This is a genomic window from Bacteroidota bacterium (assembly GCA_039714315.1).
Taxonomy (GTDB): domain Bacteria; phylum Bacteroidota; class Bacteroidia; order Flavobacteriales; family JADGDT01; genus JADGDT01.
In genome coordinates, this window is the sequence record JBDLJM010000033.1 from 1 (window position 1) to 24323 (window position 24323).

The following is a 24323-nucleotide window of genomic DNA, read 5'->3' on the forward strand; positions in this document are numbered from 1 at the left end:
GGAAAGTGAGATTGCGAGAGAAATAGCAGCAGAATTAAAAATTACACTTACTCCTGCAGAAATAAAAAAGATTGAAAAAGTACCAACAAAAAATCTTGAAGCCTATAACTACTATTTATTAGGTCGACATTTCTGGAATAAACGTACACTTGAAAATTATAATAAAAGTATTTACTATTATGAAAAAGCCATTCAAAAAGACTCGACATATGGACTTGCATATGCCGGAATGGCAGACACATACCACCTTATATCTATACAGGGATCATCAGAAAACAGGAATAAATTGAGAGATAAAACCGTAGAATTAACACAAAAAGCCTTAGAATTTGATGAAAACCTCGCAATGGTCCATACTGTTTTAGGAAGCATCTACACCTACAATGACCATGAATGGGAAAAGGCTGAAAAAGAATTTCTGAAAGCGATAGAACTTGACCCTAATTACCCGACTGCACACCAGTACTATGCAGAACTTCTGAGAATACTTTGCAGGCACCAAGAGGCCAGAAAACATATTAACACAGCACTAGAACTCGATCCTCTTTCATTTGTTATTAAATACCAAAGCGCCAAATCATATTTTAATCAAGGTAATTTCGAAGAAGCGCTCAAAGGAAGTCAACAGTGTCATGATTTGATTAAAGATCACCCCTGGCTTGCGGGTTTGGATTTTAACATATATTATTTTGCTGGCATGGAGTTGGAAGCACTTGAAAAATTCAAAAAATATAATCTTCAGATAAAAAGTTTTAATTCTTCGGAGGAAATAGACAGTGTTTATAAGGCTTCGGGTTTTGACGGGTTATTTAGATCGTGGATTGAACATGCTCCTGGTGACATTTATTTACATGCCCAAATATACAGCTGTATTGGCGAATATGATAAAGCCCTGGACTTATTGGAACAATTGTGTGAAGAAAAAAAAATCTCTACCAGTGTAGGATACATAATAGATTTCAAGCCTTTACACTCCCATCCAAGATTTATTGCAATATTGGAAAAAATGAATTTGACGGGTAAATATCCCGGGTACTAAAACAAAATATTGTGAAATAACCCTTGGCGTAAATACATAAATAATTATTTGTAAACGATTATTAATCATTCGAAAAATCAATATATATTAACTTAGCTACATTAAGATTTAGCCTACAATAATGCAGGTATTAGTGAATAATTAAGACTGACAATAGCTCTAAACAAATACTCAATTCCATATTTTTGCCGAAATTTAATTACTCTATGATAAATTACCTTTCAGTAGAAAATATATCTAAACATGCATTATTGAAGTTTTTTCCGATATTTCATAGTTTGTTGTACATAAATCATCAATGGACAAATTATGAATATCATAATTGCCCGTTATTCGGGCAAATACTTCAAGTTCTTTAGTGCTTACACTTAAGAAATTCTCTATTCTTTTGGATGATTTATCAATATCAATACGTTTTCTCAGTTCAGGATCCTGAGTTGCAATTCCAACCGGACATTTACCGGTATTACATATCCTGTATTGCTGGCAACCTCCGGCAATCATTGCCGAAGTTGCAATTGCAACAGCCGATGCACCTAGGGCAATGGCTTTTGTAAAATCGGGTGATATCCTCAGCCCTCCTGTTATAATAAGTGATATATCTGTCCGCTTATGTTTTTTCAAAAACATACTTGCTCTGTAGAGTGCAAATAACGTTGGTACAGATGTATTGTCCTTAATAAATTTTGGAGCGGAACCTGTAGCCCCTCCTCTACCGTCAATTGTAATAAAATCAGGGTTTGCATAAATAATAACCTCAAGATCCTGTTCTATATTTCCTGCTGCAATCTTTACTCCTATAGGCTTTCCTTCCGATTTATTGCGAAGCCAGTCAACTTTACTCTTTAGCTCTTCTTTGTTTCTGATATCTTCGTAAGAAGATGGACTGTGAATGTCTTTACCTGCCTCACGCCCCCTTATTTCAGCAATTTCACCGGTAACTTTATTGCCGGGCAAATGTCCACCCATTCCGGGTTTTGCCGACTGACCAATTTTTATTTCTATTGCATCAACCTTTTTTAGATTGTTGTCTGTTAAGCTATACTTATTAGGGATATATTCAAAAATATATTTATATGCATTTGCAAGTTCATCCGGGAGAATACCTCCTTCTCCGGAACATATTACAGTATTAACACTTGCACTTCCTTTAGCCAATGCAATCTTGAATTCTTTTGACAGGGCACCAAACGACATGTGGCTTATAATTATTGGCGTATCAATCACCAACGGGTGTTTTGCATTTTTGCCAATAATAGTTTTTGTATTAATATCAACATTGTCATTTATTGGAATCTTAGCCAATTGAGCTCCTTTAATAAGAATGTCATTCCATGAAACAACAGTTTTAGTTGTTTTCATAGGCTCCATTATTGACTTGCCGGTTTTTGAAATTTGATGAATATCGCTTAAATATTCCTCATATTTATCCGATGTCTTAGACCATTTATCTAAGTAATTATCTTTGGAAACATTTTGATTATCCTCATTCTGAGTTGAGGAAGAAAGGGCTTCTTTTTTTTCGAAAAAAGATTTGTCAACACCACAATCCGGGCAAACCCAGTCGTCAGGTAAATCGCTCCATTTAGTTCCTTCTTTACTCTCACTATATTCAAACCCACAAGCTTGACAAATATATTCAGCCATGTCTTATCAAGTTAAATAAACACCATTTTTTAGCAAATTGTAAGTTACTCTATTTTTTATTTAACAAATCTATATTTTTATAATATTTGTTTTTGAACTTATTTTTATCCCAACATTACATAATTGTATACTTAAAGCTACAGGGGATATAGTAATAATTTAGTTACAGTTCTCACAAAAAAAAACAGATGTTCCAATTCTGAATAAACAATATTTCTTTTACTTTTCCACATGACTATAAATAAGTGTTTCAAGGTTAGGACTATATATGATACTTGCTAAGTATTCCATACAAAGCCCCTAAGACGCAAAGTTTGTTTCTTTGTGGGATTTTTAGAATTATGATACACAATACCTTTCAACAAACTCTCAATTCCATATCTTTGCCAAAATTTAATTATTCTATGATAAATTACCTTTCAGTAGAAAATATTTCTAAATCATTTGGTGTAAGAACACTTTTTGAGGACATTAACTTTGGAATTAACCAGGGGAAAAAAGTTGCATTTATTGCAAAAAACGGAACCGGAAAATCCAGTCTTATTAATATTATCACTCAAAAAGACAGTCCCGATACCGGACAGGTAGTTTACAGAAAGGGCTTAAAAGTTGCATATCTGGAACAGGAACCGGTTTTAGATCAGGAATCAACTGTTGAAGAAGTAATTTACTCGGCCGATAATCCGGTAATGGACACTATCAGGCATTACGAAAAAGTAATTTCTAACCCCGATATGGCCGATCAGATGCAGGAAGCAATCGATGCCATGGACAGAGACAGTGCATGGGATTACGAGGTTTTCATACAGCAGACACTTAGTAAATTAAAAATTGACAAGCTCGATTTACCTATAAAAAAACTTTCGGGAGGGCAGCAAAAACGTGTTGCTCTTGCAAGGGTTTTAATGATGAAGCCCGATTTTCTAATCATGGATGAGCCTACAAACCACCTGGATCTGGGGATGGTTGAATGGCTTGAAGAATTTCTCATTAAAGAAAAGCTAACACTTTTCATGGTTACTCACGACCGATACTTCCTCGACAGGGTATGTAATGAAATTCTCGAACTGGACAACAACACTTTATACAAATACACAGGTAATTACTCATACTTCCTGGAAAAAAAGGCAGAACGGGAGGCTATAGTCCAATCTGAAACAAGCAAGGCAAAAAACCTGATGGTTAAAGAGCTCGATTGGATCCGCAGGCAGCCCAAAGCCAGAGGTACCAAATCGAAAGCCAGAGTAGATGCTTTTCACGAACTAAAGCAGAAAGCCTCAAAAAGGTTCGATGAAAGAGTAATGAAACTCCAGATAAACATGCAACGCCTGGGAAGTAAGATTCTGGAAATGCACAACGTTTCTATGGCTTTCAAGGAACTGAAAATCCTCGATAAATTCGACTATACATTCAAGAGAGCAGAAAGAATTGGCATTGTCGGAAAAAATGGTGTTGGAAAATCTACCTTCCTGGATATCATTACGGGAAGTAAAGAAATTGATGCAGGGAAGATTGTCGTAGGTGAAACGGTGAAATTTGGTTTTTACCGTCAGGAAGGAATGAAATTTAAAGAGGGTGCTAAAGTAATAGATGCCGTAAAAGACATTGCAGAGGCTATTCCTCTTGCAAAAGGTCAAAAAATTACAGCCGCTCAGCTACTCGAACGATTTTTATTCGACAGAAAACAACAGTACGATTTCATAGAAAAATTGAGCGGTGGTGAAAAAAGACGCCTGTACTTATGTACAATTTTAATGGGCAACCCAAACTTTCTGATACTTGATGAGCCTACAAACGACTTAGATATTCTAACATTAAATGTTCTGGAAGATTTCCTTCAGGAATTTCCCGGAGTACTGGTTGTTGTAAGTCACGACAGATATTTTATGGATAAAATTATCGATCACCTCTTTGTGTTCGAAGGTGAAGGTAAAACAAGAGACTTCCCCGGTAATTACAGTGATTACAGAGAGTATCAGAAACTCGAACAAAAAGAATCATCCTATAAAAAAACTCCTAAAGAAGCTAAAGGAAAAAAGGAAGTAAAAAGAAGCGTAAAACTTTCGTACAACGAACAAAAAGAGTTTAAACAACTGGAAAAAGAAATAGAAAAGCTGGAAGCACGTAAAGAAGAAATAAATTCACTTTTCGAAAGTGGAGAAGTTTCCAGCGATCAAATTTCTGAATTATCGATTGAATTGGGAGAATTAAACTCCAGTATTGAAGAAAAAGAAGAACGCTGGCTTGAGCTTTCTATGAAGACTGAGGGGTGATTTTTTTGCTGGTTACTGGTTGCTAGTTGCTAGTTGCTGTTTGAGTCGGTCGAAGTACTATCTAAGTGAAGATTACACCCTTCGACTCCTCTGTGCTACACTCAGGGCACACCTCTAACATCCAACCTTAAACCATAGCTATCTCTTTGAAAATCAAAGTAAAGACACCTTACATCACCTCTAGAAACTTTAATAGTTCCAATAGTTCCAATAGTTCCTATTAAATAAAAAAGCCATAAAACATCAGTGTTTTATGGCTTTTTGGAATATATTTAAAATTTTTTATTTACCTCAAAGAATTCATATTTCTAACAACTTCCTCGGCTGCTTTAATAAGTGAATATTTAACAGGCGACCCCGTCAATAACGGATGTGTTCCAATTTGTGCTGTAAGCAGAGCATTTAATGTCATACGGTTTTGAATAATGAAACCGATAATATTTGTAAGTTCTCCGGCGCTCATTCCACCTATTACCTCTCCTCCGAGAATAATACCGGTTTCTCTCGAAACAATCAGTTTAATAAGCTGCTTTGATGTTCCCGGTAAAGTTCCCGGGTGTTTGTCAGCCCCCTCAAAAGTACCTGTAACAACATTAAATCCTTCGGCTACAGCCTGAGACTCTGTCAAACCTGCAGAACCAAAACCTTTACCATTCATCGATGTTGCAAAAATCGTTATTGTTCCACTTATTGTTTTTAACGTAGATAACTTATAGAGGTTCATCGAAGCAACTCTTGCTTCAGCCGTTGCAATAGATGCAAGCATTGCACCTGAGCTTTTTCTGGTAAAGAAATCTATTTTTTCGGCACAATCTCCTACGGCAAAAATATCGGCTATTTCCGTACGCATGTATTCGTCTACTTTAATAAATCCTTTACGGTTTAATCTTAGATTTATAGATTCTGCAAGTTCTGTATTCGGTGCATATCCGGTAGATAAAATTACTGCATCGGCTTCAAGTATCTCCCCGTTTTGCAGTTCAACTGCCGATACTTTTCCGTCATTACCAATAATTTTCTTGATTCCGTTACCTGTAATAAGGTTAATCCCTTCCTCTTTTACAATTTTCTCTACCTCTAAAGCAACATGCTCATCAAAAGCGAGAGATAAAATTGTTTTTTGCATCTCTACCAGTGTAACATCCTTTCCGGCTTTTTTCAACTCGTCAGACATTTCTACACCGATAAAACCACCACCGATAACTACTATTTTATTAAGATCTTTCAGCTTCTTATTAAACTTATCAAGATAAACCTTGTTCTTATATATATAATATACATTATCAAGTTCTTTACCTTCAAGCCAATTTGGTACTCTTGGTTTTGAACCGGTTGCAATAATAAGCTTATCAAAAAATACAACTTCCCCCGATTTTAGCTGACAGTTTTTCTCATTTTCATCTATCGAAACAACTTCATCAACTACAATATCAACTCCGGCTTTTTCAAGCCCCATATCAGGCATAATATTTTTTGAACTGTCATCAAGAGATCCAAAAATATATGGAATTCCACAAGGAACCATTACATGCTTTTCTTTTCTTACCAAAGAAACCTTTTTATCAGGGTTTTGGCTTTTTGCAGTCGATGCTGCCGCTGCTCCGGCTGCACTTCCTCCTATTATTAATACATCTGTGTACTTCATATTTTCCCAAACTTTATTCTCAAACAAGGGCAAAAACACCCCATCCTTTCCGTTTGCAAAAGTAGGAAAAATACTTCGAAAAAAATCCGCGACCTGTAGCTTTTAGCCACAGATACACGGATTAAATGATAAAAAAGATATTTTATACTATGTATTAAATTCTAAACTGCATTTGCATTAAGAAAGTTCCCTTGTTTTCTGAAACTGTTTTTTCGTCTTTGCTGTAAACAGGGCGTGTAGAATATTGAGCAGTCAACTTCACTCTATTACCTACAATAAGGTAGTTAACTCCAAAATCATGTTGCAATGAAGATTGTTTTAAACCATCAAAATTCTTATATGTTGTTGAATAAAAAGGTTGAATTCCATTTTTTCCGGGAATCAGACTTTTTGGAAGTAAATAACCTACGGAAGCATAAGCCATATCTCCGGTTCCGAAGTTAAACCCGGTTATTCCGGGACCGTTTAGCGTAGTTCCACCTTTTACCAATTGTCCCATTACAGCAACTTTCTTTAAATATTTCGGGCCATAATTTGCGTTGTAATAAGCCGCATATAGGTTAAAGGCACTTTTATTTGCCAATGGAGTTTCGAAGAATACATCGGTACTCCATACAAGCTGATCGTAAGTTTTAACTTCTGTAGCACCAACCGTCTCTACTACTCCGGCAGCATTTGGAGCATAATTGAAACCTGCTCCAATATTTAATATTTTACCTTTCTTTCCTAAGTATGTCATTGACTTAAACGGCACTACCAGACTTTCTTTATTGAAGAATGAATATGAAACATATCCTTTGTAGTTAAATCCGTTTAATCTGCGGTTAAATGCAACCCCCGGCTTCAATACTGCTTTAGTTTTACCGGTAGCAGGTTCTCCTGAATTTATTTCATCTATAGCATCCTTGTCGCTATACAAAAATTTAGATACTCCCGGCATCATCAGCTGATTTACCGAAAAGACATAATCGAAATTGCTTAGCCTACCCTGTAAAAACACACCATAATTTCTGTTTAACTGGTTTGTTACATTAACATTAGGAAAGTTTGTTACAGGAAAATCCAGTGTTATTTGCATTAAACCACCCTGCATTGTGTAACGCGATAAACCGCTCCACATATGTAATCCACCTCCAATATATGTGTTCTTTGCTATTCTTAATTTACCCCAAATATCGTGGAAAAACATTCCTTTATAAAGGGTATTAGTATATGCATCATTAGTAGACCCGAAGTGCATAAAGAAATAAAACCTGTCTTCGATATTTGTCAAAGATTTTATTCTGGCTCTACGCGTTGCTAATTCCTGAAAATTTGAAATTTCCTGACCCGATTGAACATCTATTGTTCCGGGATTCAACTCTGCATTTCTATACCAAAACTGAATTCCTGCAGTAAGTTTTATAAATGAAGATCCGGACTCCGTAAGATTTATCTTTATACCTTTTCCGGCAATTTTCCTGAAATCATCTGTTTTAGTTGATTCTTTTTTTTCCTGAGCACTTATTTGATTGGCACTTAAAAACAGTACACCAAAAAAAATAGCATAAATTATTCTCATAATTGTTAGATTTGAATTTCAATACGCAAAATAATAACCACACACCTATATTATTGAGGTATTAAATAATGATTACTTAAACTTATTATTAAATGTGTTGGTGATCCAAAAGTAGATTTTACATATAATGATTAAGCCTTTTTACCATACAATCAAATCAACAAATGATTTGATATACATCAATGACATTTATCACATATTGAAATTAATCAATACACAAAACATAAAAGCTGTTTTACAACAGGTTTTCTATAATAGTATTTTCTGTAACTCCTTCTGCTTCCGCCTTATAGTTTCTCACAATCCGATGCCTTAATATTCCGGGAGCAACCTTTTTTACATCTTCTATATCCGGTGAATATTTGCCATTTAAAACAGAATGAACCTTTGCTCCCAGAATAATATTTTGGGATGCTCTCGGACCTGCTCCCCAGTCTAAATATTTATTTACAATTTCGGGAGAGAGTTCCGTATTAGGGCGGGTTTTGGAAACTAAACTTACTGCATACTCTATAACATTATCCACTACAGGAACTTTTCTGATAATATTTTGAAATATTAATATTTCTTCCTTAGAAATTACAGTCTTAATTTCAAAATCAGGATTTGTAGTTGTACGTTTTACTATTTCAATTTCCTCTTCATAACTCGGATAATCAAGAAATATAGAAAACATAAACCTGTCTAACTGCGCTTCGGGAAGAGGATAGGTTCCCTCCTGTTCTATAGGATTTTGGGTAGCCAGAACGAAAAAAGGTTCGTCGAGTTCGAAATGTGTTCCCGATGCAGTAACACTCTTCTCCTGCATAGCCTCGAGTAAAGCAGCCTGAGTTTTAGGAGGTGTTCTGTTAATCTCATCCGCTAAAATCACATTGGCGAATACCGGACCTTTTATAAACTTAAAAGCTCTATTCTCATCCAAAATTTCCGTACCAATGATATCTGAAGGCATCAAATCGGGAGTAAACTGTATTCTGTTAAAATCTAAACCGATAGCCCTTGCTAATGTATTTATCAGGAGTGTTTTTGCCAATCCCGGTACACCTACCAATAACGAATGTCCCCCCGAAAGAATAGATATTAAAATATGTTCTACAGCTTCATCCTGACCGACAATAACCTTATTTATCTCTTTTTTAAGAAGATCAAACTTTTCAACTAAACTTTTTACTACTTCTACGTCAGACATTTTAGATTTATGATTTTGGATTTATGACTGTTAATACATTCCTGTTACATTTTACTAATAATACCAAATAAACATCAAAATGCACCGTATATTTTTCATCTAATCCATTTTTACATCATTTAAAATTTCTTCCATAGCCCTGCTATGCAATAAATTTGAAACTTGTAAAAAAAAATTATATTTCAAATCTAACAGAGCATTAGCTGCGCTGAACCAAAAGGTTTCTGAAATTTAATTGGTATAACTACTAAACTTTGGCCCTCTCGAGAAAACTCGCAAAATGCTTTGGACTAAAATATTACTAAATATAAAAAAAACTGCTTACCCGAATAAACAGATAAGCAGTTTTTTTATTATGATGAAATTATTTTCGCCTATTGGTGCTGATTTTCTTTCCACGCATTCTTAAAGCTACATGTATCATACTTTTCACCAATTCTTATATAAGCTTTAGCCAAATGACTTGCTATCCATTCTTCAGAGATTCTATTTTTCTTCTCTGCTAAAGCCATTTGTTTTATTTTTTGATAATCCTTAGAGAAATCGGCTGTATGAGGAGCAATTCGGTCTAATAACTTAATAATAGAGAATTCTTTATCTCCCTTTTCCGTTTCCTGATAAATAACCTCACTTATTTCCCCTATTTTCAATCCTTCAACTCTAAAATAAATCTCACGCTCCAGATGGTTTAATTCAAAATGTCCTTCCTGAGTTCTTGGGTTAATCATTACCCCATCATTAAACTTAGTTGTTTCATCGTCTGAAAACTCTTTGGCAGCTTCAGAAAAACTAATTTCTTCACGAACAACTTTTGCCCTAACAGAGTCTAGTGATATTTGAGTTTCTTCAAGGTCCTCAGCTTTTACAACCGGTTTAATAAGAATATGTCTTAAATCCAATTCCTCACCTTTTCTCTTTAAAAGCTGAACAATATGAAAACCAAATTCTGTTTCAAAAGGTTCAGAAATTTCACCTTCCTGAAGGTTAAAAGCATTTTCTTCAAAAGGTTTTACAAACTGACCTTTTCTAACGCCATAATACGCTCCTCCTTTACCTGAAGAACCAGGATCTTCTGAATACAAAATAGCTTTAGTTTTAAAACTTGAACCATTATCTAAGATATCTGTTCTGATATCATTTAGCTTTTTAATAGTCTCATCCTTTGTTTCTTTACTCAATATCGGTTTTTTAACAATATGAGCCATTACCACCTCTGTGCCAAATTCGGGTAGCTCAGCGGCAGGAATACTATTAAAAAATGTTCTAACCTCTTCAGGAGTAATATCTACATCCATAATTATCTCCTGCTGCATTCTTTGAGCCAAAAGTTGATCTTTCAATATATCAAACATTTCATCTCTAAGTTCATCCTCTGTTTTATTGTAAAATTTTTCCAACTCCTTCATCGATCCAACTCGTCCAATAAGCATCTGCATACGTTGCTCCACGCTACCCAACACTTCATCGTCTGAGACTTCTACAGAGTCGATTACAGCCTGATGAATCAACAACTTCTCAATCATCAAATCCTCCAATATCTGACATTCCATTCCAGATTCAACACTTACTCCCTGGGCCTTATACTGCATTATTCCTTTCTGAATATCAGAATTCAATATTACATTTTTCCCAATTACTGCTGCTACTCCATCAATCACATGTTTCTCCTGTGAAACAGAAACATTACTTATTAGTATCCCGATAAATAATATTATTACTCGTTTGATATGCATATTTAGATTTTCGATTTATTTAAAAGTTTCAAACTCTTCATTTTTAATGGCATCTTTCAATATCTGCTCTTCCATCTCCCTTATTAAGCTAAGTTTACGTTTATTAAGAATGATGTTTTTTATTCTTCGCTCAACATACGATACAGGAGCAATTTCCCTTTTCATTCGTACATTCAATATACGCGTCAAATATAAGTTTAATGAATCTTGTATTTCAATAAAATTATCTTTTTTTAACAATTCTTTAGTTCTGACTTTTCTCAGCTCGGGCATGCCTGACTTTAATTCGTGTAAGGGCACCCAGGTTGAATCGCTAATACCAAACCTGTTTGAATATTGATAACATAATTCCTCCAATTCAGAAATATCGTCTCTGTCATCACTTTTAAACAGTTTTACGATATGTTTCATATTTGTAACACCGGATGGAAAATCAGCGTATTTAAGCATTACTAAATCCTGATTCAATAAAAATGTACTCTTATTCAAATCATAGAACTCCTTTATTTCGGATGGTTTAATTATTGTATCCAAGTACTGAGCTACAAGTTTAGAACGATATGCATTAGTTATTAAGCCTTCGTGGTACTCTTCGAGTAACCTGTTAAAATTAGTTTCTTCGTCTGACAAATTTAACTGAGCTTTCTCAAGTACAACTTTTTTTCGTGCCCAACGGTTGATATAAGCTTCAACGATAATTGTACTGTCAATATCCGAAACATCATTTTTAATTAACTTCTCTATATCACTTTCGTATAAGTAGTATTTCCCAACACGGGCTACTGCCTTTCCCTTTTCTGCATCGAAGTTACCGGAGCAAGAGTTTAATACTGTTAAAACTCCCAGAACGAATAATAATTGTACTGTTTTTATCACTATTGATTATATTTTTTTCTTAATTCGCTAAGAACATTTTCATCAACAATTACTTTATAGCTGTTTATTAACTCTTCTTTCCAAAGGTTTTCCAGGTAAACCTGATAATCAGATCTAACATTGTTTTCAGCTTCTTCCAACGTCTTTATTTGTGGTTTTACGAATTGTTTTATGTCTATTATAACGTAATCTCTTTCACCTTTCTTATATATTTTTGAAACTCCTTCTTTCCATTCGAAGTTTTCAGGCAAAATCTCATTTTCTGAAGTTACAAGTCCGGATTGAAAAGTAACACCTACCTGAGAATCTTTATTAAGCTTTTTCTTGATATACTCCTGTGATTTACCTCTCTTCAAATATTTGCGGACTTTATCTGCATTCTTTTTTTCAAAACATTTTACCAACACTAAATCAGCTCTTTCGGGCCAAAGATATTTTTCCTTATTATCGTCGTAGTATTTTGCCAATCCAAGACTATCTGTCTGTGATTTCTCCCATATTTTCTGATTCATCAAATTATAAATCAAAATACCTTCGCGATAATTTGTCATCACGGCTTTAAATTCAGGAAACTCTTTTTCCAAATTATCATCATAGTAGCTTAACAGTTCAGAATCGATAAAAGCCTTTCTTTTATTTGTAATTACATAATCAAGAGAATATTTATTTCGACCATTAACCGGATTTTTCTCCAGGTATTCAATATAGTCTGAAGCAGAAATTTTTCTTCCTTCAATATTAAGAACATATCCAGATTTACCTGAGCCACTATATTTCCAATTTCTATTTAAGTAATCGGCTCCAATCTCTTTCTCGACAGCTTCAAACAGTTTATTGTTTTCTTCTACAGTATACTTTGTATGCAAATGATCTAAAACCGATTTCTCGATATACATAGATCTGTTATCTTTCGCCAGTTTTTTAGACAATTCCTCTTTAGAGTCTTCATATGAACCCACCGGAAACTTTTTAAGTACTTTTACTATATGCCAGCCAAATTTAGTTTTAAAAGGTTTTGAAATCTCTCCTTCGCCCAGGGTAAAAGCTTCTTTCTCCATTTCCGGAAGCAATTGTCCTGCACCTAAAACAGGAAGAACACCACCGTTCATTGCACTGCGTTTATCATCGGAATACTGACGGGCCATCATTTCAAATTCTTTTCCTTCCAATAATTGTGCATAAACAGTATCAATCAATTCTTTATTTGCTACATCCACGCTATCCTTATTTCCCTCACGAGCATTCAGCTTGATAACATGAGCTATCTGTACTTTTCCTTTTGAAGGACGTTTGTCGTTCACCTTTATTAAGTGATAACCAAAAGAACTTCTAACCGGCATACTTACTTCCCCTACCTGAGTATTGTAAGCTCCCGACTCAAAAGGATAAACCATTCTAAAAACCGACATCCAGCTCAGTTCCCCATTGGTTTTTGCTGACGGACCTTCAGAATATTTCTTAGCTGCATCGGCAAAAGAAATTTTTCCTGTTTCAATTTCTTTTCTAATAGAAATTAACTTTTTATAAGCCTTTAGGGTATCCGAATCACTTGCATCTTCTTTCAGTAAAAGTAAAATATGAGAAACATTAAGATCATATTTCGATCTCTCATAAGCCTCTTTCAATAATAATTCTTCCTCTTTAGGATCTTTAAAATAAGGAGCAGCAAGGTCTTTCCTGTAACCTTCCAGCTCATCTTGATAAATTTTCAAGGTATCTAATCCCAGTTCTCTTGCCTGTATCAATTTTGCTTTATAAGCAGTAAACAGAGGAAGGTAATTATCTATTTTCTTTTGTTCAGGATCCTGAACCAAATCGAGGTTCTTTTCGTATACTTCCACAAATTCCGATACTTTTACGTTCTCATCGTTGATCGTTAAAAGTGTGGTGTCTGATAAATTTTGAGCAAAAAGAGAATTTGCACTAACTACTAAAGTTAAAAGTGAAAGAGTTATTTTATTCATGTACATATAGTTACGAGTTTTAGTCAGATGTAAAAGCCATAATTAAATTTAGAAATTTTGAAGTTCTTTTTACAATAGGCTGTTTCATCTCATTTTTTATTGAAAACAGACAAAAATAGAAGAATTATTGAGAATTAAAAAAGAAAGTTTTTTTGTCTGATCACTTAATGTAAACGGGAGCTTATACCAAATAAACATCAAAATGCCCATATCATTCTTTATCTAATCCAGTTATACTTTATTAATAATTATTTCCGTAGCTCTGCTATGCAAAGAATTTTTAATTCGTCTAACTGAATTACATTTCGAATTATAATGAGCATTTTAAAATTCAATTGGCATTAATTTTGAGCAGGGCGTTATTTTCTTAATTCTATAAATTATATGAAATAGATTCTTCTATCGCACTCAGAAGCGAGAGGAATAATTGAATTGTTTACTGGCATGGATAGCAGTGACAGCTTTTTTTTCGTAAAGTTTGAGAAGCTTTGCCAATGAGAGCGACCACAGGAGCTCCTCTATGGCATTAGCTGAACAACTTTACGACAAAAAACTATAACGGATAGCCAGTTTACCTGACTACCCTCAGGTAGGCAGGTTAAGCCAGCCAAAATAAATAATACCTAATAAAAAACGAGGGTCTCACCCTAAGTAAAACCCTCGCATATTTATATTAAAAAATTATTCGTATAAAGTTATCTGGAATAATTAGGTGCCTCATTTGTAATAGTAATATCATGAGGGTGAGATTCTGCCATACCCGAAGATGTAATTCTAACGAATTGTGCTTCTTTCAGAGTTTCGATATCTCCGGCGCCACAATATCCCATACCTGCTCTTAGTCCGCCTACAAACTGGTGCATAGACTCGTTTAGCTCTCCTTTGTATGCCACACGACCAACAATTCCTTCAGGAACCAGTTTCTTGATATCGTCTTCAACATCCTGGAAATAACGGTCTTTAGATCCTTTTTGCATAGCCTCTACAGAGCCCATTCCGCGGTAAGTTTTAAACTTACGACCTTCGAAGATAATAGTTTCTCCCGGTGCTTCTTTTGTTCCTGCCAACAGAGAACCCAGCATAACTGAATCACTTCCTGCTGCAATAGCCTTAGGAATATCGCCTGTATAACGAATACCTCCATCGGCAATAACCGGAATACCAGTACCCTTAAGAGCTTCTGAAACTTCAATAATAGCAGAAAGTTGTGGGTAACCTACTCCTGCAACGATACGGGTAGTACAAATTGACCCCGGGCCAATACCTACTTTTACAGCATCAGCACCAGCTTCTACCAAATACTTAGCCGCAGAAGCAGTAGCTATATTTCCAACAACTACATCTACCTGAGGAACTGCCTCTTTAACTGCCTTTAAGATTTCAACCACACCTTTAGTATGTCCGTGGGCAGTATCAATTACTACAGCATCAACTCCTTCCTCTGCAAGGGCCTTCGCTCTATCGACTGAATCGTAGGTAACACCTAAAGCAGCAGCAACACGCAAACGGCCATATTGATCCTTATTCGCATTTGGTTTTACCTGAACTTTAGTAATATCGCGGAAAGTAATCAAGCCTACCAAACTGTTATCACCATCAACAACAGGCAATTTTTCAATTTTATTTTTCTGTAGTATTTTTTCGGCTTCATTTAAAGATGTACCTACTCCTGTAGTTACGAGATTTTCAGAAGTCATAACTTCAACAACCGGTCTGTCGTTATCCTTTTCGAAACGCAAATCCCTGTTAGTCACAATACCGGCTAATTTCCCTTCTTCATTAATAACGGGAATACCTCCGATACGGTGCTCTCTCATCAAATTTTGAGCATCACCAACAACAGCATCCATGCCTAAAGTTACAGGATCGATGATCATACCTGACTCTGATCTTTTCACTTTTCTGATCAAAGCGGCCTGACGTTCAATTGTCATGTTTTTATGGATAACACCAATTCCTCCTTCGCGTGCCATAGCAATTGCCATATCGGATTCTGTAACAGTATCCATAGCAGCCGAGATAACAGGCGTATTTAGCGAAATATTTTTAGTGAATTTAGTTTTGATAGAAACTTCGCGTGGTAATATTTGCGAATACGCAGGAACTAATAGTACATCGTCGTACGTTAATCCTTCTCCAACAATTTTTTGATCTGACATCGAGGTGCAATTAATGTTATTAAATTGCGTGCAAATTTAGTGAAATTTTATAAAATCAAAGGTGATTTTTGTGTTTTTTGAAAACATCCTAAAACATCCTGTAAAATTAAATAACTCCAAAGGAATTATACTTTGGAGTTATAAATTATATAATATTTTGTTTACTTAGCTGCCAATGTCGCAATCTCATTCTCGGTTAAGGGACGGTTATATATGCGTAACTCATCTAAATAACCGTTTAAAAAATTATTTGTCCCTTTACCTCCAAATAAAATTGTTCCAACAACGGTTGGTGTTAAGGCATCATCATTATATTTTATATATTCTCTTGTTTTGGAGACTGTAAGCTCACCGTCAATCCATGCCTGAACCTCAACATCAGTTACATTAATAACACAATGAGTCCATTTATTTAATTCTATTTCCCTTGGATTTACAAACTTATATGCGGCCGGAATAAGATTTATAGGAATTTCACCTTCATTTTTTATCCCGGAAAAGGTACAATCTCTATAATCACTTGTTTCAGGATTACTATAAAAATGCCCCGACAGTTCATTTCTATACTTGTCTGACCATGTTCCAAAAGTATTAATCAAGAAACCTCTACTTCCGGTCATATTGTATTTTGACAATACACAGCCATTGTTTTGAAAACCATCTGTTCCTCTTGAATATATCCAAAAAGAGACTGTCAAACCATTGGTAGCATCAACTGTATTCATCAGTTGCAGATAATCTGAACTACCGTTAAAATTATGTGCCTGCCCTAATACCCCATCTACATATATTTTATTACTATAGTCGATTGCATGGTTATTATTTCCGCTATAGTCACTTACTGATCCGTCAAAAGGATAATACACCACCAAATTCTCAATGAGGTCGAAGGTGGTATCCAAATATCCGAATTCTTTTGAAGTAGCAGCTCTGGTAGAAATAACATCAGGCGATAAAATCGTTTCTTTTTCCGGAAGAATCCTAAAGTTTAAATTTAAAGGCTTTTTAACTATCTGAGCCTTTTCTGAACCTCTCCGGGGTGATGCAAAAACAACTTCTCCATATTTATTTTTCAATAAAAACTTACGCAGCGAATAATTTCCCTGCTTTAGTTTGAATACCTTACTTGCACGAAACTTATCTTCGCCACTCAATATTATTTCTTCGGAATCAAAAACACTCAACCCTGATTCATCCTCAACTGTGATAATAGCAGATTCAATATTATCTATTAACACAGAGCTATTTAATACTGTTTGATCTATTTTTATTACAAAATTTCCTATCCCTCCAACTTTACCTTCATCTTGACAAGATAAAATTGAATAAATAAAGAAAACAAACATTATCTCTCTTTTCATCTATTTCAAGTTTTATATTTCGGGTAGATGTAACTCGCAATAATAATCATCCACCTGTATGTCAAAATTAATTTGCTTCCTTTAGGCTTGGGGAAGACAAATTGATTTTGTCATGCTCTTTCATTTGTATTAATTTTTAAGCCTCCTACTGGACGACCTTATTTTATACCAAATAAACAATGAAATGCGCTATATCTTTTTTGTCTAATCCATTTTTACTTCGCTTAAAATTTATTCCGTAACTGGGCTATGCAATAAATTTTAAACTCGTAAAAAAGAATTATACTTCAAAGCTAACAGCGCGTCTCATTATCCAATTGGTATTATTCATACTTCGGTTGGTATTAAATTTATTAACCGCAGGGACTTCATGTGGATAACCAAGCTACTAATTCGAAGTATATTTTATACGAATCCAAATATAATATTTTGATAAAATAAATATTACATTATATAAAAAAACTCCATAGAATAGTTTTCTATGGAGTTAAATAATTTGATTATAAAGATTTATTTTTTTATCAAAACTATCCACTTTATTAATAAATAAGTTCAACTGTCTTCTTAACTCAAAATCAGAATAACTATTGAGTACTGTTTTTCTGTGTTGTCGATAACTTTTAGCAAGACGAAACAACTCTTCATATTGAGTTTCCACAAGAGGATATAATGATAAAAAACTTGCAGGGATTTGCATTGCGAAAATAAATTCCACATGATGCGCTTCAAGTTTTTGTTGGAGAAACATAGTAAATAATGAAATACTTGCCACGGCTATACCATGGTTTACCATCTTATCAGGAAAAAGTATTTCTAAACTATGTAAAATTAAGTGTTCACTACCACTGATTGCAGAGCTGTTTTTTAAATATTCAACTGATTTTCCGGAATAAATAATCGCATCCAAAGTATTATCAATATTGCTAAAATCGACATCTTTTATTTTTTGCAAACTTAACTCTACTGTCTCCTTTACATATTCATCATCACCATCCAACATCCAGTCGTTCAACGCTGAATAATTTGAAAAAACATCTCCTATTGCCGACTTAATATAGATATCCGGTGAATTTGATATTATATCAAAATCAACAAAAAGATAGTCAACTGCTTTGCGATATATACTTTTAGAATCGTTTACTGATTTTATTACTACCAGGCCATTAGCCAAACCATCGTTTGATAATACTGTAGGTAATGCAATCAAAACTGCCTTACTGTGAAATGCAACTTCTTTCGAGATATCAATTACCTTCCCCCCTCCTATAGATATTACAACATCATCGTCAAGTATATCTCTCTTTAATTTATCAATAAAAGAAGGACTATCAATTGCCCTAAGCAGTTGATAGTCATTTGATATTTTTGAAGCAAATTCCTCTGCTATTTCATAAGAATTATCTTGCCCCGTAATAATTATTAATCTATTGTTTTTGAATTTTGTTGCCAACAAGCATATTAATCTTTCTGCAACACCATCCCCTCTTTCAATTTGCATGTTAGATTTTAATATATTTTTTTATGATATTATCAATATCTACTGAAGGCTTTATAAACATAACAAGCAATAAATATATCAGTGATATTAATGCAGAAACTACAATAATTTGAATAAAAGGATTAAAAAAATCAGGAAAATAATCGAATGCAAAATACAGTATTAGTATTACAAAAAACATTAATAGGGTTTTATACGTAAATGGTTGCATTTTGAACTTATTATAAACAAATCCCAAACGCAATGAATTATAAATTATAATTGTCAATGCAGTTGCCAATGCCGCCCCGTTTATACCTAATACCGGAATAAGAATAATATTTAAGCCTATAGAAATCACAATTAATAAAACTCCAAAAAACATATCATAGCGGTAGTACTTTGAATTAGATACAATGGAATTATTACTGCCCATGAGCATCATAAATAATTTTCCAACAGCTATAAATAAAACAACTGTTTCTCCTCCCTGATACTTCTCGCTTAATAAAGAAAATAAGCTGTTAGAATTAACCGTTATCAGTAAAAAAATTAATCCGGAAACAACAAATAAATTTATAGAACTTTTTTTATACAACTTTTCTACTTCATCCCATTTTGACTGAACAACGGCAGAGGCCATCAAAGGTGCCAATATTTGTTGCATTGCCCTACCGGGTACTGCCACTACAATACCAATAAATGTCGCAACAGCATAATATGCCACATTTGATAAATCAATATATTGAGCGACCATCAATTTATCTATCTCGATCATCAAATATCCGATAGAGGAAGTAATAATAATATAAAAGGCATAATTCAATATCAACCTATAGTTTTCAGGCAACTTATACTCTATTTCAAAGTGAAAATTCCTAAAAGAATAAACTCCCATTATGATAGTTCGAACAAGATATACAAGAAGTAATAATACTATAAACTCTGCATCATTAATTAATTCAAAATACATTAGCACTAATAATACTGAAACAAAGAATCGTGCAAATATCTCCTTTAAAAAATTTCCAAAAACTGATTTCAGATTAATTTTAGAATAAGAATAAAACACTTCGAAATAAGCTACAATAGCAGCAAAGTAAAATATATAATGACTATAGTTGCGAAGTAATGCACTTTCTTCTGAAATATTATCATTAATAAAAGGAAGAAAAATATAAAAAACACTTCCAAAAACTATAATAACCAAAAGTGGCAATGTCAATGTGAAAAATAAAAGTCTCCCTTTATTTTCTGCAAACTCCTTATATGAAAAAAATCGGATTATTGAAGGTCCCATACCAAACGACAATAGCGGATAAAATATCATCGCACCTGAAAGCAATACATTAACAAGTCCAAAATATTCAGTATCCATAAATCTTTGGTACAGAACCAAAGTATTTAAGGCACCAATTGCAAACCCGATATAGGTCCAAATTAAGTTTTTAAGTGACTGATTTATTACAACTCCCATCTATTAACCTTAATTAAAAACTCCTGCTTTTACTAATTCTTTAATATTTCCCATGTAGTTTGGTTCAACATACGACTTCATAGAATTTTGAATAATCTCAGGACTTACAGCTTCATAAGTATCCAGGGCACTAATATAGTCATCCAAAATCTTATCACTTACAATAGATGTATAATTTAGTTTTGAATAATATTTTGAGGCTGCATTATCTAAATTTATCAAAACATTATATTTCCCCAAAGCAAGTGACTCCTGAACGCACGTTGAATATACACTTGAATGTATATCACAGTGTTTCACAATTTGATAACAATCCAAATCATCAGGAAAAATAACATTATCGGGAATATTTTCGATAAGATTTCGTTGAAAATCCTGACGCATGGCTATTAAAAAAATATATTCAGACCTCTTTGCTGCAATCTTTGCTATAAAATCCAAAATCTCCTTCCCGCTTTCAAGTTGCAGAGAAACAGCTATACTAAGTTTAAATTTTGACAACCTGCCCAACCATTTTTCAGATAGATCATACTTATTATTTATATAATCAAGATAATAATGTCCGACTGAATATGGGCTGAGAACTTTGCCGCCCTCATCTATTACCTCTTTATCGTCATCTCCAAACATTAGCATTATATCAGGAAAATATCTCCTCGAAAACTCCTGATTAATATTAAATGCAAAATGTGATTCTCCAATTACTCCATGTTGGGTCTCAATAACTTTTATACCATATTTCTTTGCAGCTATAACAACATCAATATTGTAATAATAATTACTCACAACAACAGCTTTAGGCCTATATATTCTGAAAAACAATTTGTAAACCTTTATCCCTCCAAAAAACTCCTGAAGCCATTTAGAATAACCTGCTTCTATATTATACCTTGACTGAATTTCATCAACCCGACCATGTTTATATTTTGGAAGAAAAAACATCAACAGATTAACAACTGTAATTAGTGGAATACGGGATACAATATGTCTGGAACTTATCTCTTTGATATTTTCATGATGAAGATTGGGCAATTCAACAAAAAGACTTTCACCTTCAAGTTCTTTCGACAAATATTCAGCCAATTTATCCTGATATTGCCCATCTATTAATTTTCTCTGGGAAGAATCGCTGAATATAATGTAATCGTATTTTTTGAACCAGTTTTTAAAACCGTAGAAAAGTGTTGAGAGGTAATGTAATTTCTTTTTGATATTACCACGTTTTCCGGATTTCCACTTTTGTTTTTTACCCAGGAAATAAAAATAATATCTCACTCTCAAAAACATCCATATTTCCTCACCGTTTATCCTGATATCAGAAAGATTGAGATTTTCCTCTTCGATTTTTGAAAGCTGGTTCATTATTATGAAAAATGTTTTTCTATTAGATCTGATACAATATCTTCACCTAATACGGTTTCTACAAACTCTCTAAAAACACCTTCACCTCCTTTTTTATATAAATCAATAGAAGTATGCTTCCTAATATAATTTGCTGCATCACTCGGAACTCCGGCAATTCCAACTTTTTTTAAGACTTGTAAATCGTTTAAATCATCCCCGATATAGGCTATATCTTCCCATGATAAATTCAACTGTTTTCTCAGTTCTTCTACCACCGACAACTTATTTTTTACACCTAAAAAAAGATAATCAACCTTTAATTTATCGGCTCGTCTTTGTACTATTTCAGTGTCCTCACCGGTAATAATTCCAACGGGAATATTCATTTTTTTACAAAATAAAACACCTGCACTATCCGATGTGTTGAATTTCTTCCACTCATTACCACTTTGATCATAGTACATACCTCCATCGGTCCATACACCATCAATATCGGTTAAAACTAATTTTGGCAATTTGTTATTTGACATCATTTGGATAGATAATTTCGTTTTTACTAATACTATTTACAAGTGTTTTCCCTATCAGTTTATCTCTATCACTCCACTTAAATCCATCTCCCGGACTAAGCATATGAAAATCCTTTTCTGATAATATTTCTCCTTCATTTAGATCTCTTATACTTGCAATAGATCTTTCCAATTTCACTCTTGCACTTTCAACACTGTCAGCAACAAATATTCTTTTCTCGCCCAAAGCATGTTCTATATTTCGGATATCCCTAACCATTCTCCAGGTTCCGTCAACCCCAAGTGAACCGGCCTGATCGGTACCTTTCAATTTTCTATCGATCGTAATATGCTTTTCAATTATCCTTGCCCCCATAGCAACGGCTGCAACAGGAACAGATATTCCAATTGAGTGATCGGAATAACCTATAGCATATTCAGGATAGTTTTCAAGCAAAAACTGTATCGATTTTAAATTTAGATTTTGATATTTTGCTGGATACTCCGACAAACAGTGCAAAATTGCAATATCAGAATGATACTTTGTAATACTGTTTAACGCATCGTCAATCTCTTTTTTACCCCCCATTCCTGTTGACAGAATTATTGGTATTTTAGTTTCCGCCATCGATTCCAATAGAGGAATGTTAGTTAAGTCACGCGACGCAACTTTTAACTTATCGGGAGTAAATAATTTAAGTAGCGATAATGTTCCTTTTGCCGTAAGTGTTTCAACAAAATCCAAACCATAAGACTTCGCATATTTATAGAGTTCAAAATGCTCCTCATCGTTCAGTTCCAAATATTCACGATGTTCTCCATAAGTTTTTCCAAAAGAATGAGGAGAGTTATATACTTTATTCATAGCCGAATTTGTCAGCTCCTCTTTTAAGTCTCTTTTGGTAAGTTTAACAGCATCGATTGGTGCCAGATTCTCACCAAAAAGCTGATCTTCAACAGGTCTGGCAACTATATCCATGATCAATTTGGCAATATCGACCGAACCATTATGGTTCTGTCCGATCTCTCCAATTATATATGTATGATTTTCCTTATTCATCTGTTAATAATTTGTATGTTTTGGTCACCTGCCTGACTGCGTATTGCGGGCAGGGATGGTGCCTGCCTTTGGTAGGCAGATTAGCAAGACAAAATTTTAACATTCCCTATGGTCAAAATTGTTAAAATTTTATCATGCTCATTTTATTTTGAATTTTCCTCAATCTGAATTTTCATTCTTTCTGCAATATCCGAATTATTATCAATAAAATTCAAAATTTTATCGATGTCTATTACTGAACTTTGCTCTGTTTCTTTCCATATTTGTTTATGTACTTCGAAATCTTCTTTAGTATCAAGCGTTAATCTGATATCTTTTCTGCTCTGCAAATTTTCGGGCAAAGGCAATAACTTTATGGAAAAAGAATCATTGTGAGAATATACATAGTTCGTAACATGTTCCAAATACAACTTCTCTTCGGTACAATCTTCTACTCTTTTTAATGCTGATGATTTTACATATTCTGTAAATAAACCCAAATGTGACTTTATAGTTGGTGTACCATCGGGGAAAGCAAAACTAATATAGTCCACATCAGGGTTTTTTCTTCCTTCTTCTATCAACTTACCAATATGTTCTGTTTCCAAAAACGGATTGTCGGCACAAACTCTTATCAACGAATCATAATTATGTTTTTCAGAAATACCGGTAAAACGACTTAACACATTATCTTCACTTCCTCTATATACATTTAAACCATATTTCTGTGCTATTCCAACTAAAACATCATCATTAATATTACTCGTTGTTGCTAAATACACTGGTTCATTTTTATATCTGTCCGCTATCCTTTTTACTACAATCTCGAATACACCAATATTTTCAATAAATGGTAATATCATTTTCTCAGGCAGTCTGCTCGATCCTGTACGGGCTTGTATCACAATTGCTGCACTCATACTATTTACATAACTTTAAAATTTCACCACAAATCACTTCTCCAACACTACCTTTTCCGTACAAATCCATGTCAAAATCTGATTCTTTGGCCGAAAGCACTTCAAATGCA

Annotated in this window: 17 protein-coding genes; 2 read left to right on the forward strand and 15 right to left on the reverse strand. The window is 34.0% G+C overall.

Translation table 11 applies throughout. The features are described from left to right. The coding region (locus tag ABFR62_05305) for a hypothetical protein (GenBank protein MEN8137831.1) at positions 1 to 1039 on the forward strand (1039 nt) is incomplete at its 5' end. 237 nt (positions 1040 to 1276) lie between these two features. Here the strand turns inward: ABFR62_05305 and ABFR62_05310 are convergent. Beyond that, complete coding sequence (locus ABFR62_05310; protein MEN8137832.1) at positions 1277 to 2686, reverse strand: glutamate synthase-related protein; 1410 nt, start codon at positions 2684 to 2686, stop codon at positions 1277 to 1279. A 404-nt stretch (positions 2687 to 3090) separates the two neighbouring features. On the opposite strand from ABFR62_05310, the gene ABFR62_05315 reads away from it, so the two are divergent. Further along, a complete protein-coding gene (locus tag ABFR62_05315; protein MEN8137833.1) occupies positions 3091 to 4959 on the forward strand; it encodes an ABC-F family ATP-binding cassette domain-containing protein in 1869 nt (622 codons plus the stop codon). Positions 4960 to 5245: 286 nt separating this feature from the next. Here the strand turns inward: ABFR62_05315 and ABFR62_05320 are convergent, their stop codons facing one another. The 14 genes from ABFR62_05320 to ABFR62_05385 all read right to left on the reverse strand — a co-directional run bounded on the left by ABFR62_05320 (position 5246) and on the right by ABFR62_05385 (position 24213). After that, entirely contained in the window at positions 5246 to 6604 is a 1359-nt protein-coding gene (locus ABFR62_05320; GenBank protein MEN8137834.1) for an FAD-dependent oxidoreductase, read from the reverse strand. Positions 6605 to 6758: 154 nt separating this feature from the next. Next, a complete protein-coding gene (locus ABFR62_05325) occupies positions 6759 to 8165 on the reverse strand; it encodes a hypothetical protein (protein ID MEN8137835.1) in 1407 nt (468 codons plus the stop codon). 235 nt (positions 8166 to 8400) lie between these two features. After that, entirely contained in the window at positions 8401 to 9354 is a 954-nt protein-coding gene (locus ABFR62_05330; GenBank protein ID MEN8137836.1) for an AAA family ATPase, read from the reverse strand. A gap of 374 nt (positions 9355 to 9728) precedes the next feature. Then, on the reverse strand, positions 9729 to 11087 hold the full coding sequence (locus tag ABFR62_05335; protein MEN8137837.1) for a peptidylprolyl isomerase: 1359 nt from the start codon (positions 11085 to 11087) through the stop codon (positions 9729 to 9731). 15 nt (positions 11088 to 11102) lie between these two features. Continuing rightward, positions 11103 to 11963 (reverse strand): hypothetical protein, encoded by an 861-nt coding sequence (locus ABFR62_05340; GenBank protein ID MEN8137838.1) that lies wholly within the window; start codon positions 11961 to 11963, stop codon positions 11103 to 11105. Next, positions 11963 to 13927, reverse strand: coding sequence for a peptidylprolyl isomerase (locus ABFR62_05345; protein MEN8137839.1), 1965 nt, complete (start codon positions 13925 to 13927; stop codon positions 11963 to 11965). Before ABFR62_05345 ends, ABFR62_05340 begins: the two co-directional genes overlap by 1 nt. Positions 13928 to 14622: 695 nt before the next feature. Beyond that, positions 14623 to 16086 carry an IMP dehydrogenase gene (gene guaB, locus ABFR62_05350; GenBank protein ID MEN8137840.1) on the reverse strand — a complete coding sequence of 488 codons (1464 nt, stop codon included), beginning with the start codon at positions 16084 to 16086 and terminating at the stop codon, positions 14623 to 14625. Positions 16087 to 16247: 161 nt separating this feature from the next. Next, on the reverse strand, positions 16248 to 17447 hold the full coding sequence (locus ABFR62_05355) for a LamG domain-containing protein (protein ID MEN8137841.1): 1200 nt from the start codon (positions 17445 to 17447) through the stop codon (positions 16248 to 16250). A gap of 487 nt (positions 17448 to 17934) precedes the next feature. Continuing rightward, entirely contained in the window at positions 17935 to 18945 is a 1011-nt protein-coding gene (locus tag ABFR62_05360; protein ID MEN8137842.1) for an iron-containing alcohol dehydrogenase, read from the reverse strand. A gap of 1 nt (position 18946) precedes the next feature. Further along, a complete protein-coding gene (locus tag ABFR62_05365; protein ID MEN8137843.1) occupies positions 18947 to 20401 on the reverse strand; it encodes a polysaccharide biosynthesis C-terminal domain-containing protein in 1455 nt (484 codons plus the stop codon). A 9-nt stretch (positions 20402 to 20410) separates the two neighbouring features. Next, positions 20411 to 21763, reverse strand: coding sequence for a hypothetical protein (locus tag ABFR62_05370; GenBank protein ID MEN8137844.1), 1353 nt, complete (start codon positions 21761 to 21763; stop codon positions 20411 to 20413). A 2-nt stretch (positions 21764 to 21765) separates the two neighbouring features. Continuing rightward, a complete protein-coding gene (locus ABFR62_05375; GenBank protein ID MEN8137845.1) occupies positions 21766 to 22278 on the reverse strand; it encodes an HAD-IIIA family hydrolase in 513 nt (170 codons plus the stop codon). Further along, entirely contained in the window at positions 22265 to 23314 is a 1050-nt protein-coding gene (locus ABFR62_05380) for an N-acetylneuraminate synthase family protein (protein ID MEN8137846.1), read from the reverse strand. Before ABFR62_05380 ends, ABFR62_05375 begins: the two co-directional genes overlap by 14 nt. Before the next feature lie 143 nt (positions 23315 to 23457). After that, positions 23458 to 24213 carry an aminotransferase gene (locus ABFR62_05385; protein MEN8137847.1) on the reverse strand — a complete coding sequence of 252 codons (756 nt, stop codon included), beginning with the start codon at positions 24211 to 24213 and terminating at the stop codon, positions 23458 to 23460. Positions 24214 to 24323 lie beyond the last annotated feature (110 nt).